Below are 14,272 nucleotides of genomic sequence, written 5' to 3' on the forward strand. Positions count from 1 at the left end.
TTTCCCTAGCTCGAGCTACTCGCGCAAAAGGCGACGATCTTTCCCTGCTCGGGAGCGTTCCGCGTTCGTCATGGCTCGCGACGTCAAACCCGGTGACGCAGCGCATCAGTACGCATCTGGTCAGGTGGCTGCGAGGACCGCCTTGCCGCAGCGACCCGGTAGCGCGCACCGCGTCGGGTCATGTGTCGGCCGAGGCGATCGAGGACGAGTCAAAAAGCCTGTAGCTCGCGAGCGCCATTGCGACAGGTCAGGCGCGAGCGACGTTGGCCGACTTTCGCCGTTATCTCTCCGGTGCCCGCAGGCCAAAGCGATGTCGATGCGGCGCAAGGCGTTGGCGATCAGCAGTGGGGAGAGATCGACCAGATCGACACCACGTCGATCTACGCAACGGCGGAGCTCGGTCGGCAGTACTGCGGAGCCGATACCTTTCTGCGGCTGCCGATGCCGGCCAGCGCACCGCCCACCGCATCAGGGCGGGACTAACCGAAAAGCGTGATCGAAAACTCGTCCCGCCGATTCGAATCCAGCGGGTACGGTCCCAGTTCACGTCACGTTCCATATCGCGCCGAAGCGGGCAGGGGGCGGGGATATGGACGGGGACGGGCACGCATTTCGCGCACGAAAATCCGCGAAGAACCAAAAAAAACCGCGCCCGAGGAGGCGTCGGGCGCGGCAACAGGCTTCAAGACCACACAATCCGGTGAGACCCGAGGGAGTCCCTATCGCTTGCGTGGCAAACGATAGCCCGGACTGCAAAGCAATGTTATAGCCGGGCGAGCGGGGCATTGTGAACATATGTGATGCCATCGCACTTCGGCTGACATGAGGTCCTCGCCCGCGGTCTCAGGCGTCGCGACTCAGCCGCGCGTGATATTTCGCTGCCTCACGACGCATCCGCGCTTCCTCCGGCGGCACCTGAATCGACATCGTGCCGAGCGACGCGTGCCTCAGCGTACGATGACGCACTGGCTGCTCGCATGTACACAACAATCCGTAGGTCGAAACACTAGCCGCGCCCCTCGAGCGCGGTGTATATGCTTAGTGGCGGTCCGCCGCGTGATGGTGGTGATGACGATGGTGATGATGCAAATTTGCCGCACTCGCAGCGCCGGCAAATGCGAAGGCCACAGCAGCAATGACGGTCATTTTCAGCAGTTTCATGGCAAAACTCTCCCGCGGGGTTGATCGATTAGACACGAACGTGCGTCTGATCAATCAACGATTCGTCGCCAACGGTCGTTGACGCAAAACATCCGCGTGACAAATGTTGTCAATGCACACTGGTACGGCAGTCTCGACGTGTGCGCATGCTGCTTATCGGTGGGCGCTCTTCCCGATCGTACGCGCGATATCCCTGACAGTCGTGACAAGAAGCATCCCCATGGCACGGCTCAGGAGCTTTCTCGGACAATCAGTTCAAAACCAGTATCGACTATCGGCTCAACCACCCGTTCTCCCCGAATCATCGCAAGTAGCATGAGTGCAGCACGACGGCCTATTTCGGCGCGAGGTGTGCGAATCGTGGTGAGGCGCGGGACCGTATACGCGGATCCCGGCAGATCGTTGAAACCGACCATCGCGACTTTCTGTGGCACCGGCACGCCGCGACGCAATGCTTCGAGAAGCGCGCCATGCGCCAAATCGTCGTTGCCGAAAAAGATGCCGTCGACATCAGGGTGTCGCTCCATGATCTGCGCAAACATCTCGCAGCCAAGGCCGATCGACGAGGGAGTCGGCGACAGGAATTCCAGCTTGGCGTCATACATGCCAGCTTTTTGCAGCGCGCGACGAAAACCTTCGCCTCGCTGCATGATCCGTGGATCGAGCTGAGCAGCCACGAACGCGTTTCGACGACGGCCACGTCCAATCAGATGCTCTGCCGCAATCTGGCCAGCACCCGTCTGTGCAAAACCGACGCAATGTACGCCGGGACCGTGCGAGATTTCCATCATGTGAACATACGGCACGCCGCTCGTGTCGATCAGGCGTCTAGCGACTTCCGTGCGCTCCGAACCGGTCAAGATCATTCCGCTCGGGGCAGAGGCGAGGTAGCGCCTGATCAAATCTTCCTCGGCATCGCACGCATAGTGCGTGTTGCCGATCAGGATCTCGAAGCCTTCGGGCCTGAGTATCGTATGGATCGACTCCAGTACGTCGACGAACACAAGATTGGACAAGGATGGAACAAGCACCGCGACGGCCTCGCTACGCGCGGAAGCGAGTGCCCGGGCGGCAGTATTGGTCGCATAGCCGAGTTCCTTCGCTGCGTCACGGACGCGCTGCGCCAGGTCCAACCCGACGGTCTTGACGTCGCGAAGTGCGCGGGACGCAGTGATCGTGCTTACACCGGCTCGGCGCGCCACCTCCTCCAGCGTCGGACGGCCGGTGCCTCGTGTTTTCCGGTCGGTCATATTTTCAGAAATATCTCGTATTCCGTCCGTGCGTCACTGATCTTGATTCGCTGAAGTCGGTCGGATTCAGTGGATGCAAGCGCGTTAGGCCAGGATCGAGGCGCTGCCGAGAGGCAGCCGCGACAGGTACATCAGTTTGCCGCTGGTTATCGAACGTTTCGATTTACTCGTCGATGGCGCGCTTGGCCTCGCATGTGTTGTAGCGCGGTAACGATGATAGATCAGTTCACTCTTGAGTCAACCCCAAATTGATCGATCGGCTCGCTATCGCCACAGTTGCCGCGGCGGCAGCCGAACTCGCTGTAGAGCTTCTGATACATGTTCAGAAAAAGCTGGCCGCCCTGCACCAGGGCGGCCAGATGATCCGGATGTTTCCCGAATCTCAAGTGCGAGGAAGCATGCGACTCAGATACCCATGTTCAAGAAGCAAGGCTACGAGCGTTCAACTTGATGGAGCGGATCAACTTCGAGTCGCCGGCGGACGTACCTACGTAAATCGAGTACGTGCCCTCCGGGATACGCCACATATGGCTCTGATTGTCGAACTTCGCAAGCAAACGCGGATCGACATCGATTGAAATCTTCGTCGTTTCCCCGGCCTTCAGATCGACCTTCTTGAATCCGCCGAGTCGCCTGGGTTCGTTCGCGGCGGAAGGCAGTCCGATATAAACCTGGGCCACTTCCTTTCCGTTACGGCTACCCGTGTTTGCCAGATCGAAGGTTACGGTCAGTCCGGTGGTGTTTTCTCGCACGTTCGCGTTCGAATACGCGAATGTCGTATAAGACAAACCAAAACCAAACGGGAAGAGCGGTACCTGACGAGTCTTCTCATACCACTTGTAGCCAATCGAAGCGCCTTCGATGTTGTAATCGACCGCAGCATCCGGTGCGATTTTCGGTCGAGGCAATTGCGCAACGCTGGCAGGGAAGGTTATCGGCAAGCGGCCGGACGGGTTGACGTCTCCATACAATACGTTCGCAATCGCTTCGCCACCTCTCGCGCCGGGATACCACGCCTCGAGCACGGCACTTACCTTCGACAGCCATGGCATAAGAACCGGGTTGCCGGTCTCCAGCACAACAATCGTGTGGTGATTTGCGGCCGCCACCTGCTCGATCAATTCATTCTGGGCGTCGGGCAGAAGAAGATCACTTGCGTTATCGATGGATTCGGCACTCCACTGGTGTGCAAATACGATCGCGACGTCGGCATGCTTCGCGAGTTCCGCCGCCTTTGCGGGATCAGCGCCGTCGTCGTAGGTCACGCGGCCCTCGCCCTGCACTTTTGCGTGGATCGCCTTGAGCGGTGACGAAGGATCATAGATCACTGGATTCGGAAAGCTGAAGCCGCCCAGTGCCGCGGCCGGGCCTCCGACCGGCCACACCTGCGAGGACCCGCCCCCCGAAAGCACGCCGGCATCTGCATGTGAACCGATTACCGCGATCGACTGACTGCCGGCTAGCGGCAGCTGCTTTGCGGTATTTTTCAGCAGAACGATACCCTCCTCCGCATCAGCCTGTGCGATCGCTGCATCGGCCGCCACGTCGAGCGGGCGCAGAACCGGCGGATTTTCCATCACCCCCTTTGCGAACATCGTGCGCAAGATTCGATGGACCATGTCCTTCAGTCGGCTTTCCGGCACGATGCCTGCGCTCAGCGCCTGCTTCAGCGTTTCACCAAAAAACGGACCACCGTTGTCCTTGTCGAACGATTCACCCGATTCCTGATCGAGCCCGCTCACCGCATCCTTGACGTCGTGCACTGCTCCCCAGTCCGACATCACGTAACCCTTGAAGTGCCAGTCGCCTTTCAGGATCCCGTTCAGCAACATGTCGCTTGAACACGCCCAGACGGTATTGATCTTGTTATACGAGCACATCACGGAACCCGGGTCGCCCTTTTCAACGGCAAGCTGGAACGCGAGCAGATCCGATTCGCGCGCGGCCGCCCAGTCGATGTTCGAGCTTACCTTGAACCGATTGGCTTCCTGGTCGTTCAGCGCGAAATGTTTGACCGTCGCGATCACGTGCCGACTCTGGGTGCCGGCAATCGCCGCACCGGATATCGTACCGGCCAGCAGCGGGTCTTCGCCTGCATATTCGAAATTGCGGCCATTGCGCGGATCGCGCGCGAGATTCGTCCCGCCGCCAAGCAATACGTTCGAACCCACCCGGTGCGCTTCCTCGCCAATCATCGCCCCGCCATCGAACGCACGTTGCGGATTCCACGTCGCCGCCGTCGTCAGCCCCGAAGGCATCGGCGTCGCCGCGCCCGTGTCGACACCACGGACCGGTAGCCCGGTAGTCTTGTCGAGCAACGACCGGATGCCGAGGCCTGCATCGGACTCGACCTGATCCGGAATCCCGAGGTGCGGGATCCCTGCGATGATGCCGGACGGCAGTAGCGGGCTCTTTGCGAAGCGCCCATAGAGCCCGTGCACCAGTTGAATCATATCGTCCCGCGACATCTTCGCGATCAACGCATCGGCCCGCTGATCGGGAGTTGCGCCGGTATCGACGCTCGCAGACGACGAAGCATGAGCCACGGATGCACAAAAAGCGAAAGCGAGAACGGCAATCGCCCTAGGCTTGAATGGATTTCCTTTTGGTACGGTTCGTTCATTTTTCACGCTGGATGTCTCCTTGAATATCGACGACGGGTGCATTAGAACTTGTGCAAGATGCCCGCGATCGCGGTGGTCTGAACGCCCGTCGAAGAAGGATTCGACAAACCATTGATCCATGCCGCCCCGCCGCTACCGTGCATGTAGATAACGTTCAGATACAGATCCGTGCGCTTGGAGAGGTAGTAGCTCACATTACCGCCAATCTGATGATATTTCGCATTGCCGCCGACCGACTGGTGCACGGTCGTGAAGTCGTAACCCACGCCAAGCTGCCAGACCGGCGTCGCCCAGTATTGCGCGCTCGCCTCGTAGTTCGAGAAGTCCAGACTGTTGCCAACGAGCGAGAAATTCGATTGCGTGTGCAACAATGCGACGCTCAAGGCACCGACCGTGTAGGCACCGCCGACGCCCCAGATCTGCTGGCGCTGCACGTTCGAAACAACCGAAGTCGGGAAGTAATTGTCGGACGGGATCGCCCCAGTCGTGTTCAGCGCGGGCTTGTTGAGCAGTGCATAGGCTGCGTCAATGCGCAACGGACCATTCAGATATTGCGCACCGACGCTCCAGCTGCGGTTGTCCGCCGCGCCGGGGCTGTTCGAAAAGGCGTACAGGGCTTCGGCTTGCAACCCATTGATGCGCGGTGAAGTGTATTTGATCGAATTGTCGGATCGGAACGTGTTGTTCAGGTCGTCGTTGTCGTAGAGGATGTTTCCGTACTGGGTGTACGCACCGACCCCGTCGTTGGACAAATAGTCTTGAACCGGATTGAATTGACGCCCCGCCGTGACACTGCCCCATCTGTCGCTGTTGAGACCGACCCATGCACCGCGCCCAAACAGTCTGCCACCCTGCTTCAAGGCTCCGCTATCCGTGTCGAAGCCATTCTCCAGGCGGAAAATGGCGCTCAGGCCGCCACCGAGGTCTTCGGTTCCCTTGAATCCCAAACGCGACCCCTGCTGATTTCCCGCAGTGGCCTGCACGAGACTTTTTCCGCCCTGATTGCTCGTGTAGGTAAAACCGCTATCGACGATCCCATAAATCGTGACGCTGCTCTGAGCCTGCGCGACGTTGACTCCGGCACTTGCCAGCACGAAGAGCGACGCCCCAGCTGCGCGGCCAGCCCATTGCAAGGGCGAAAGCTTGCCGGCGGCATCCGATGTTTTCATGCGACCATTGAAATTATTTCGCATACCGAATGATTTAGCTTTCATTTTATCTCCTCTCATTGGATTTCCTCCGATTTGATTCACTGCTACCGATGGACTGGAACTGCGTTCACGCCCCTCAAGAGAAGGGCGGAATAGGTTATACAAGCGTTGAGAGGACCATAACGAGAACGATCGCAACAACCGAGACGATGGTCTCCATCACCGTCCAGGTCTTGAAGGTCTCGACAACGCTCATATTGAAGTACTGCTTGACAAGCCAGAATCCCGCGTCGTTCACGTGCGACAGGATCAGCGAACCGGCACCGGTCGCCAGCACCAGAAGTTCACGATTCACACCGGGGACCATTGCAACAACGGGCGCGACAATACCAGCGCCAGTGATCGTCGCCACCGTCGCGGACCCCGTCGCAATTCGAATCATGGCCGCAACAAACCATGCGAGCAGAATGGGAGACATATGTGCCTGCACCGCCATCTGGCCAATCGCGTCGCCGACGCCGCTTGCGACAAGCATTTGTTTGAATCCGCCGCCAGCGCCGATGATCAGAATGATGGCCGCCACGGGCCCGAGACTGGAGTCGACGAACTTCAGAATCTGCCTGGAATCGAAGCCACGTGCGATGCCGAACGTGTACAGAGATACCAGCAATGCCAGCAGCAACGCAGTAATCGGATGGCCGATCATGTCCATCCAGGCACGCAAACCGCTATCTGCATGGAGGCTGATATCTGCGAATGTCTTGATCAGCATCAGCAATACCGGCAGCAATGCGGTGAAGATCGTCACCGCAAACCCAGGCAGGTTTTTCGATTCGGATTCCTTAGCAAGTTGCTCAAGCAATTCTCGAGACGCCGAGCCCTGAACGTATCTCGCGACGAACGAACCGTAAAGCGGACCCGCTATGATTGCCGTCGGCAAGCCGACGATCAGCCCGTAAAAGATGGTCTTGCCGATGTCGGCGCCGAACAGGCCGATCGCAAGCAGGGGACCGGGGTGAGGCGGCACGAGGCCGTGGACGACCGACAGACCTGCGAGCAGCGGGATGCCGACCTTGATCAGCGGCACGCCGGTGCGTCGCGCAACGATGAAAACGAGCGGAATCAGCAGGACGAACCCAATCTCGAAAAAGAGCGGGATGCCGACTAGAAACGCGGCACACATCATGGCCCACTGCACCCGCTCCTTGCCGAACGCATTGATCAGGGTACGGGCGATGCGATCTGCTCCGCCTGATTCGGCCATCATCTTGCCGAGCATGGTGCCGAGTCCGAGAACGATGCCCACGAAGCCCAGCACGCCCCCAAAGCCATCCTGGAAGGACTGCACGATCTTTGCGACCGGCATCCCGGAAATCAGGCCAAGGAATCCGGACGCGAGTGTCAGCGCGACGAACGGGTGAATCCTGAAGCGGGTGATCAATAGAATCAGTCCGACGATCGCGATCAGCGCGTCGATCAGCAGATGAGCGCTGCCTGCTACGTTATGCATAGTGTCTCCATTGTTGTAGTGCCCGCTGTCCCTCTGAGTGGATGCGGTGATAAGACTGCAGAGATACCTGCTATCTCATGCGACCAAGCGAATGTCGCCAGGGGCGAGATCGTCCAACCACTTCGCCCCCTAGACGGGTGATGTCGGAACGCGGCGATGCCGCGTTGGCAGCGAACGTCCGGGATTCGGCGGCGGTCGGCAAATTCCGCGGCAACACCCACAACTACCCCAGATACCGTTTCGTTCACGGAAGCCGTCACCGTTGAAAGATAGCGCTATCTCAAGAACACAAATTTAAGCGCATCTCGCAGTCGCGATCCGCACCTCCTGTCACGATAAATGTCATCGCCGCAAGTCACATCGCTCATACGATCCAACAAATTAGTAGTAATCCTAATTTACTGAATGAATGAAATTGCCCGCTGATTACCACCCATCGCCCGTCTGCTGGCGATCAAGCACAACATCTCAGCGTCACACCACCGATGATATCGAGTTCCGTGCGATCTAATGTCACAGTTTGTGAACTATTGGTTGATAAGCTGCGCTTGGCGTTTCATGAAGGTCGGGATGTGTGCCGGTGGATATGCGTGTTGCATGACAAGGACACGCATGCGCTTCCAGAATACTCGGTCGTGGCCGAGGGTGGCCGCCGCATTTCCACGCGCGACGGCCGTTCACGCTGATCGCTATCGATCTGAACGCCTCGGCTGACAATGTCCTTCAAGCGATTGCGCTAGCGCCTGATCGTCTATTTGACAATTGTTCAGCCCGCTTGATACCACTGCGTACACTTTCCGAATAGCATTGGAGGGGTGAGGGCCAATCCCGCTCACGCGCACCTAGCCCGGCAACAGCACCGACTTCCGCACCTGTTGCGCCGCTTGCTGATGCCGATGTCTGGGCAGTCATGGATGATGACGGCGAGTCCGCCGGCTCACCGTTCATCCGCTCCGGTCTTTCCACGCCAATGCGGTTGCGTCTGGCGCCATCTGATATCGATTCCACCTCTACGCATCAACTCATGATTTTTAATTTTCGCTATCCTAATCTTTTACTGATCATATACATCGCCACAGCCACGCTGTCAGGTTGTCATTGTGTCCCGGTAGATCAGCACTCCATTACATCCCCATTATCCAAAACTCAATCGAGCGAGAATCAACCCGAGATTGTTGGTTCGAGTCCGAGCGCGTCGGAGCCGCAACCGGTTAAATCGACAGTGTCCCCGGCATTCCATCAACAGGGAATTACGTCGCAGTACGAAAAGATATCCGACGGACGTCGCCCTTCAGACGGTGAACAAGGTAAGCCCACGGCGTCGACTGCCCTCCATCAGCAGGGGATTGCGTCATGGTATGGAAAGGCATTCATCGGGCATCGCACTGCAAGCGGTGAGCGGCTCAACATGAAGGCCATGACGGCAGCACATAGAACGTTGCCTCTGGGTTCGTATGTCCGCGTCACACTGGCCAGCACCGGAAAATCCGTCATCGTCCGTATTAACGATCGTGGCCCGTTCAACTTTCATCGAATCATCGACCTGTCGTACGCCGCCGCATCAGCGCTCGGTATCCAGAGAACAGGTACTGCCCGCGTGGAGATCACGCAGCTGTGACCTGCTGCCGATCCAATCGGGCATCGCCTCGACGGACATCGTCAGGACCATCACTTCGACCCATCCGTGCATTTTTGGACAGGCGCGTGGGTCTGCAGCCGAGCCGATAGCAGATGAGAGGAGGTACTGCGATGCTGAAGATTGACGAAACGCTTCCGGTGGGAGCGCGCATTATTACCCTGATGTCGGACGGGGGTGAGTGGACTGTCAAGAAACTGAGACAACCGCTCGGCCTGACGACCATTCAAGTGCGCCGAGCAATACGCACGTTGGCCATCAATGGAATCGTCAGCGTTACTCGCTGCCTTATTGCGTCCCGCGAGAACGTCTACAAGCTCGCTGGCATCGAAACGACCGGCGATGCGGCTGCGCTTGCGGAGATGGCCCGGCCGGTCGTCACCACCGAGTAGCGCGACGGACTCCGCAAGGTTTCGCGGGATCTGCTGATACGGGCGCCGGTCTCGTTTGGCCAGCGTGTGGAGATCGTGGTGCGGCCTGCGAGTGGCTCGCGCCCGGCAGGCATCATGGTGGCCTGCTGACGGCCCGCGAAGCGGACAGAAAGGAAGGTGTGGCGGCAACAGGCGAAGCGGCTTCGGCGCCACACCCGTTCAATCTGACCTGGCCGAGCGGGGAAAGCCTGACACACGGCTCAAGGCCGCGACAACACCATCACGCGCCCCGACACGCGCTGAAGCTTGATCCAGCCCGGATCCGCCGTGAACCGGAGTTGCTGCACCGGAAAATCGAAACCCGACTTCTGTGCGGCACTGTCCACCGCATCGGCGATCCAGCGGATCGGTTCTTTCCCCTCGTCGGGGCACAGCGACTACGCCGGGCGACGCCGGCGTAGTCATCACCGCCCTGCTTACGCGACGGCCTTCACCGCCGGCTGCGCGGCAAAGAACGTCGCCTGCGCCGCTTCGTCCGCGCGCACATACGCGCGGTTGATGCCGCTGATCACCGCGCGGATCGACGCGGTCGTCAGGTTCGCGTCGATGCCCACGCCGAACGCGCTGCCGCGCACGCCCGAACCGGCCAGCTCCGCGATCGCGATTGCCTTCGCATCGGCGCCCTGCGACAACGCGCGCTCCTCGTAGTGCTGGATCCGCAGCGGCGTGCGCAGCGCATGCATCAGCGCATCGAGCGGGCCGTTGCCTTCGCCGCGCAGCACGCGGCGCTCGCCATGCACGTCGGCGGTCAGCACGATCGTCTCGCGGCCGTCGCGTTCCGACAGCTCATGGCCGACATAGTGCAGCGGTGCGTCGCCCTCGACGTATTCCTGCTGGAACAGCGACCAGATCTGCGCGCTCGTCACCTCGTGCCCGCTGTCGTCGGTCAGGCGCTGCACGGCCGCACTGAAGTCGACCTGCAGGCGACGCGGCAGCGCGACGCCATAACCCTGTTCGAGCAGGTACGCGATGCCGCCCTTGCCCGACTGACTGTTCACGCGAATGATCGAATCGTACGTGCGGCCGAGGTCGCTCGGATCGATCGGCAGATACGGCATTTCCCACACGGCGTCGGGTTTCTGTACCGCGAAGCCCTTCTTGATCGCGTCCTGGTGCGAGCCGGAGAACGCGGTGAACACGAGGTCGCCGACGTACGGATGACGCGGATGGATCGGCAACTGCGTGCACTCCTCGGACGTGCGCGCGACCTCGTTGATCTGCGAGAAATCGAGGCCCGGATCGACGCCCTGCGTGTACAGGTTCAGCGCGAGCGTGACGAGATCGACGTTGCCGGTACGCTCACCGTTGCCGAACAGGCAGCCCTCGATGCGGTCGGCGCCGGCCATCACCGCCAGCTCGGCTGCCGCGACCGCGGTGCCGCGGTCGTTGTGCGGATGCACGGACAGGATCAGTGCATCGCGGCGAGCGAGGTTGCGGTGCATCCATTCGATCTGGTCTGCGTAGAAGTTCGGCGTGCCGACTTCGACGGTGGCCGGCAGGTTCACGATCGCCTTGCGCTCGGGCGTCGGCTGCCATACGTCGAAGACGGCATCGCAGACTTCCTTCGCGAAGTCGAGCTCGGTGGCCGTGAAGGTTTCGGGGCTGTATTGCAGCGTGAACTGCGTGTCGGTCGCGGCATCGGCACAGCGCTTGATCGTGCGCGCGGCGTTCACCGCGAGCTGCTTCACGCCGTCACGGTCGAGCCCGAACACGATCTTGCGGAATTCCGGCGCGGTCGCGTTGTACAGGTGCACGATCGCGCGCTTCGCGCCGCGCAGCGATTCGAAGGTGCGCTCGATCAGGTCGTCGCGCGCCTGCGTCAGCACCTCGATCGTCACGTCGTCGGGGATGTGGCCGCCTTCGATCAGTTCGCGCACGAAGTTGAAGTCGGTTTCGGACGCCGACGGGAATGCCACCTCGATTTCCTTGAAACCGATCGCGACCAGCGTCTTGAACATCCGCATCTTGCGCGTCGCGTCCATCGGCTCGAACAGCGCCTGGTTGCCGTCGCGCAGGTCGGTGCTCATCCAGATCGGCGCGTGCGTGATGGTGCGCGTCGGCCACGTGCGGTTCGGCAGGTTGACGGGCGTAAACGGTCGGTACTTCGTCGCGGGGTTCTTCAGCATCATGATGTTCGGTCCTCGGTCGGTTTGTCGGGAAACCGCGGCGCGGCGGCCATCGGCCATGGAGGCCGGCTGCGCGCGCAGCGTTGAAACGGCAAAAAGCGGCACAACGGCAAAGCGGTACGGCGAACGACAGCCTTGACGGTTGAGCGACCGGGACGGAGCGGAGCGATGCGGAAAAAAGACGAACTCAGGCGCCGGTCGACAACCGGGGCCAGGTCGGTGATACGGGGGAAATCTGGCGCTTCAGGAAAGAAGCAGATGGAAAGCGCGCAGCCGCAGACCCAGCCCGGAGAAACGGGCTAGTAGTCGTAGCGAGAAGAGGGGCTGGGCGGCTTGCATGGCCGGAATCAAATCACAGGGTGGCCGGGGCTGTCAACGGGTTGCTCGTCGGACGGGGGCCCATCGCACGGCGGTGGTGCCTGCAGAATCAGTCCAGTCCGATTGGCGGCGGCCTGCCCCGTCGATATGCTTCACGGGTGCGGCGCCGGTGAAGTCCTATTCATGTTCGGAGTGAGTCGGTCAACAATCTTCGCCGGTCGCCGCACGCCCTCCCTTTGCGATCGGGCTTCGGCGTGGGCGTTCGGTGGTGGCCGGTGGGCGCGGCCATGACAGAGATGCTGATGTTGAAACAACACGCTGCCATATGCGAACACCGAGCGCTCGCTCCGAAGCCCGATTGCCCCTGCCTCTCCCGATCCTCCTGCGCAACCACGCATCGTTCATCAAACCGATACACGAATCGATATAGTTTCGCGAATATATCGAAATACCACCCATTAACCACATTTCATTAAATCGATTAACGTTGATTTTCTGTTTACTGAACAATAACCATTACCAAGAGAATATTTTTTTATTTATTTTTCGACATGCTTGTCGAACCGCGTTTCAAACAAAAATCGTTTGCGCAACGCGGCGAGACGCCCTACCACTGTTCTTCAGGAGGAAGCATGGCTGATTCTCAAACGTCATCCAATCGCGCCGGTGAATTCTCGATTCCGCCGAATACCGATTTCCGCGCGATTTTCTTCGCGAATGCCGCCGAACAACAGCACATCAAGCTGTTTGTCGGCGACAGCAAGGAACCCGCCGCGTATTACAAGCTGACGACGCGCGACGGCACCCGCGAAGCCACGCTGAATTCCGGCAACGGCAAGATCCGTTTCGAAGTCACGGTGAACGGCAAGCCGTCGGCCACCGACGCGCGCCTCGCGCCGATCAACGGCAAGAAGTCGGACGGCTCGCCGTACACGGTCAATTTCGGGATCGTCGTGTCGGAAGATGGTCACGACAGCGACTACAACGACGGCATCGTCGTGCTTCAGTGGCCGATCGGCTAAGTCACCGCGTCATCGATTGACTGACGACCGCCGGGCAGCCGCCAGCAAGGCCGCCCGGCGGTTCCGCATCACATCGCGAAGCATCCCAATCGAAACCCGTTTCGCCTTCAGGAGACCACGATGCCCATCCTTTCGGCTTCGATCACCAGTGCGCCCGTCGTGACGTCCGAGACTTACGTCGACATCCCCGGCCTGTATCTCGACCTCGCGAAAGAAAACATTCGCGACGGCAAGCTGCTGGTCACGCTCAACGTACCGACGCCGTACGCCACCGGCAACAATTTCCCCGGCATCTACTTCGTCATTACGACCAACAAGGGGATCGTCGCGGACGGCGCGTTCTCCTACTTCTCCAAGGTGCCGGAGAATCCCAGCCGCATCCCGTTCACGCTCGTCGTCGCGATCGACGTCGCCGACGGCCACACGTTCGTGAAAGGCCAGTGGAAAAGCGTGCGCGGCAGCACGATGCATATCGATTCGTTCGCGAGCCTTTCCGCGATCGGTGACACGGCCGCGCAATCGTCGTCGCAGGGCGGCGGTAATCAGGGCGCAGAAACCGGCAGCGGCGGCAGCACCGGAGCCGGCGGCGCCGGCAACATCGGCGGTGGCGGCGGCGAGCGCGACGGCACGTTCAACCTCCCGGCCAACATCAAGTTCGGCGTCACCGCGCTCGCGAACGCGGCGAACGAGCAGACGATCGACATCTACATCGACGACAACCCGAAACCAGCCGCCACGTTCAAGGGCGCCGGCTCGCACGACGAGAACCTCGGCACGAAGGTGCTCGACTCGGGCAAGGGACGCGTGCGCGTGATCGTGACGGTGAACGGCAAGCCGTCGCGGCTCGGCTCGCGTCAGGTCGACATCTTCAAGAAGTCGTACTTCGGGATCGTCGGATCGGAAGACGGCACGGACGACGACTACAACGACGGCATCGTGTTCCTGAACTGGCCGCTGGGCTGAGCCGCGGCAGACGCCAGCACAGCGTCACGGCGCGGCATGCATTGCGCGCCGTTATCGATACCGCAATGGCGACGGGCCGA

General features: G+C 60.1%; 10 protein-coding genes. 4 read left to right on the top strand and 6 right to left on the bottom strand.

Annotated elements, in window-relative coordinates; all coding sequences use genetic code 11:
• Nucleotides 1–1,038 precede the first annotated feature (1,038 nt).
• The 5 genes from ACTRWB_RS04385 to ACTRWB_RS04405 all read right to left on the bottom strand — a co-directional run bounded on the left by ACTRWB_RS04385 (nt 1,039) and on the right by ACTRWB_RS04405 (nt 7,696).
• Nucleotides 1,039–1,161: a hypothetical protein gene (locus ACTRWB_RS04385; protein ID WP_264299680.1), complete on the bottom strand. Its 123-nt coding sequence runs from the start codon at nt 1,159–1,161 to the stop codon at nt 1,039–1,041.
• 230 nt (nt 1,162–1,391) lie between these two features.
• Nucleotides 1,392–2,411, bottom strand: coding sequence for an HTH-type transcriptional regulator GntR (locus ACTRWB_RS04390; protein WP_193101730.1), 1,020 nt, complete (start codon nt 2,409–2,411; stop codon nt 1,392–1,394).
• A gap of 419 nt (nt 2,412–2,830) precedes the next feature.
• Complete coding sequence (locus ACTRWB_RS04395; protein WP_446901068.1) at nt 2,831–5,155, bottom strand: beta-glucosidase; 2,325 nt, start codon at nt 5,153–5,155, stop codon at nt 2,831–2,833.
• The gene (locus ACTRWB_RS04400; protein ID WP_240674477.1) at nt 5,077–6,249 is read right to left on the bottom strand and encodes a porin; all 1,173 of its coding nucleotides are present in this window, start codon (nt 6,247–6,249) and stop codon (nt 5,077–5,079) included. Before ACTRWB_RS04400 ends, ACTRWB_RS04395 begins: the two co-directional genes overlap by 79 nt.
• Before the next feature lie 94 nt (nt 6,250–6,343).
• Nucleotides 6,344–7,696: a GntP family permease gene (locus ACTRWB_RS04405; RefSeq protein ID WP_446901069.1), complete on the bottom strand. Its 1,353-nt coding sequence runs from the start codon at nt 7,694–7,696 to the stop codon at nt 6,344–6,346.
• A gap of 910 nt (nt 7,697–8,606) precedes the next feature.
• Between ACTRWB_RS04405 and ACTRWB_RS04410 the strand changes: the two genes are divergently transcribed.
• Nucleotides 8,607–9,314 (top strand): septal ring lytic transglycosylase RlpA family protein, encoded by a 708-nt coding sequence (locus tag ACTRWB_RS04410; protein WP_446901070.1) that lies wholly within the window; start codon nt 8,607–8,609, stop codon nt 9,312–9,314.
• A gap of 131 nt (nt 9,315–9,445) precedes the next feature.
• The gene (locus ACTRWB_RS04415) at nt 9,446–9,724 is read left to right on the top strand and encodes a hypothetical protein (protein ID WP_446901071.1); all 279 of its coding nucleotides are present in this window, start codon (nt 9,446–9,448) and stop codon (nt 9,722–9,724) included.
• Between the two features lie 455 nt (nt 9,725–10,179).
• Here ACTRWB_RS04415 and leuA read toward each other — a convergent pair whose 3' ends face one another.
• Complete coding sequence (gene leuA, locus ACTRWB_RS04420; RefSeq protein ID WP_446901410.1) at nt 10,180–11,889, bottom strand: 2-isopropylmalate synthase; 1,710 nt, start codon at nt 11,887–11,889, stop codon at nt 10,180–10,182.
• A 950-nt stretch (nt 11,890–12,839) separates the two neighbouring features.
• Between leuA and ACTRWB_RS04425 the strand changes: the two genes are divergently transcribed.
• Nucleotides 12,840–13,229 (top strand): fucose-binding lectin II, encoded by a 390-nt coding sequence (locus ACTRWB_RS04425; protein WP_129516282.1) that lies wholly within the window; start codon nt 12,840–12,842, stop codon nt 13,227–13,229.
• A 120-nt stretch (nt 13,230–13,349) separates the two neighbouring features.
• Nucleotides 13,350–14,192, top strand: coding sequence for a fucose-binding lectin II (locus ACTRWB_RS04430; RefSeq protein ID WP_446901072.1), 843 nt, complete (start codon nt 13,350–13,352; stop codon nt 14,190–14,192).
• The last annotated feature ends 80 nt before the right edge of the window (nt 14,193–14,272 follow it).

This window comes from Burkholderia sp. YIM B11467, assembly GCF_052952715.1.

What these genes read in the sequence shown, in the direction of transcription:
- ACTRWB_RS04425 (WP_129516282.1), top strand. Translation starts at nt 12,840, where the DNA reads ATGGCTGATTCTCAAACGTCATCCAATCGCGCCGGTGAATTCTCGATT.
- ACTRWB_RS04405 (WP_446901069.1), bottom strand. Translation starts at nt 7,696, where the DNA reads ATGCATAACGTAGCAGGCAGCGCTCATCTGCTGATCGACGCGCTGATC.
- ACTRWB_RS04430 (WP_446901072.1), top strand. Translation starts at nt 13,350, where the DNA reads ATGCCCATCCTTTCGGCTTCGATCACCAGTGCGCCCGTCGTGACGTCC.
- leuA (WP_446901410.1), bottom strand. Translation starts at nt 11,889, where the DNA reads ATGCTGAAGAACCCCGCGACGAAGTACCGACCGTTTACGCCCGTCAAC.
- ACTRWB_RS04385 (WP_264299680.1), bottom strand. Translation starts at nt 1,161, where the DNA reads ATGAAACTGCTGAAAATGACCGTCATTGCTGCTGTGGCCTTCGCATTT.
- ACTRWB_RS04390 (WP_193101730.1), bottom strand. Translation starts at nt 2,411, where the DNA reads ATGACCGACCGGAAAACACGAGGCACCGGCCGTCCGACGCTGGAGGAG.
- ACTRWB_RS04395 (WP_446901068.1), bottom strand. Translation starts at nt 5,155, where the DNA reads ATGGATCAATGGTTTGTCGAATCCTTCTTCGACGGGCGTTCAGACCAC.
- ACTRWB_RS04415 (WP_446901071.1), top strand. Translation starts at nt 9,446, where the DNA reads ATGCTGAAGATTGACGAAACGCTTCCGGTGGGAGCGCGCATTATTACC.
- ACTRWB_RS04400 (WP_240674477.1), bottom strand. Translation starts at nt 6,249, where the DNA reads ATGAAAGCTAAATCATTCGGTATGCGAAATAATTTCAATGGTCGCATG.
- ACTRWB_RS04410 (WP_446901070.1), top strand. Translation starts at nt 8,607, where the DNA reads ATGGATGATGACGGCGAGTCCGCCGGCTCACCGTTCATCCGCTCCGGT.